The organism is Collinsella sp. AM24-1 (assembly GCF_003470325.1).
Taxonomy (GTDB): Bacteria; Actinomycetota; Coriobacteriia; order Coriobacteriales; family Coriobacteriaceae; genus Collinsella.
On sequence record NZ_QRHM01000054.1, the window covers coordinates 1 to 1,538 of the forward strand.

The window sequence follows — 1,538 nt, forward strand, 5'->3', positions numbered from 1 at the left end:
AGGCTCTGTTAGACCAGGATTGACATTCCGCCCCGTCATCTTCTTGCGATTGCACAATGGTCGCCCCTTGTCGAATCTGAATCCGGCAAGGGGCGATGCGCCCGAGACCGGACGAGTTGCTCGCCTGGCCCTGCCGTTTCATGCCGACCTGCCGGCTAACTCGCCGTCTCCCCGTCGGGCGCCGGCGTCTTGACCCTCATCTCGAACGGCATCCCGCCCTCTCGGACGAGCGCCCTGAGGAACGCGTTGACGGCGGTGGACATGGACAGGCCGAGCTCGTCCAGGATGGCCGTGGCCTCCCTCTTGACCTCCGGGTCGATGCGGATCGTCGTGGCCGGTATGTTCGACGGCATGGCCTCACCCCTCCTCGTGTATCGCGGTGCGACCATTCTACCGCCTCTATGCGGCGGGCGCGGCCCAGTAGTCCATGTAGGGCGGCTCCACGTTGAACATGTCGCGGACGCGGCTCCTGCAGACGCCGTGCGCGAGCTGCCGCGCGACCGTGCGCCCGGCCGCGCCGGAATCGGTCGCCATGAAGGTCCGGCACCACCTGAACCAGGCGAGGTAGGCGTCGAGGTGCTTCGTCGACACGCCCCTGAACGGCTCCATGAAGGCGCCGAGGAGCGAGTGGACGGTGTTGACCCGGTTGATGGTCCCCCCGGAGCGGTCCTTGGGGTCGTAGGCCGCGTGCGCGGCGACCTCGAGCTCGGCGAGGACGCCGACGTAGGCGGCCGCCCTGTCGGTCGCGACGACCGAGCCGGCCGCGATGCGGCCCCTCAGCGCGTCCATGGCGCGCTCCCTCGAAAGGGCGCCCCGCCCCGTGACCTCGAGGAACGTCTCGTTCGAGTCGTTCACTCCGGTCATGACGCAGATCCGCTCGCGCGACAGCCCGCGTCTGTGCACCTGCTTGCCGCGGTGCCGGGAGGGGCGCGGCATCGTGAACGACCCCTTCGCGTGGTTGCCCTTGAACGACTCGGGGAAATAGGTCTCGTCGAGCTCGCAGCCGCAGCCCCGCTCGACCCTGAACGAGGGGGAGTAGGCCGAGAGGCACTCGATCAGCCTGTGGCGCATGGTGTAGGCGGTCTTGAGGCAGACGCGGCAGCGCCTCGCGCATTCGCGCAGGGGCAGCATGAGCACGAAGCACTCGGCGTAGGCCATCCAGGTCTCCTTCGGGAGCTTGCTCGTCCCCAGGATGCGCTCGCTGCCCATGCCGAAGGTCCTGCCGCAGCCCCGGCAGAGGTAGCGCTGCTCGCCGTTCTTCGATTTGCCCTTCTTCACGACCGCGGCGGACCCGCAGCGCGGGCAGCGTTCGATTTCGTAGGCGGAGCCGGCCGCGTCGTCGAACGCCGCCGCGCGGATCACGTCCCTGACGGACTCGATAGCGCGGCGGCGCTCGGTCTTGCTGAGGTTCGCCATGCCCTTCTTGAAGTTGAGGACCAGGTCTTCGGCGTTCATGCTGCCCCCATCATCGCGGTCTATGGGGTCAACGATATGGCACCGTGGGGACACATGTATGTCAATCCTGGTCTAACAGAGCC

At 67.6% G+C, this 1,538-nt stretch carries 2 protein-coding genes; both read right to left on the reverse strand.

Annotation, left to right across the window (positions count from 1 at the left end; translation table 11 throughout):
• Window positions 1–155: 155 nt before the first annotated feature.
• A complete protein-coding gene (locus tag DW661_RS09990) occupies window positions 156–353 on the reverse strand; it encodes a type II toxin-antitoxin system RelB/DinJ family antitoxin (protein WP_118935480.1) in 198 nt (65 codons plus the stop codon).
• A gap of 46 nt (window positions 354–399) precedes the next feature.
• Window positions 400–1,455 (reverse strand): IS1595 family transposase, encoded by a 1,056-nt coding sequence (locus DW661_RS09995; protein WP_199407179.1) that lies wholly within the window; start codon window positions 1,453–1,455, stop codon window positions 400–402.
• Between the last annotated feature and the right edge of the window lie 83 nt (window positions 1,456–1,538).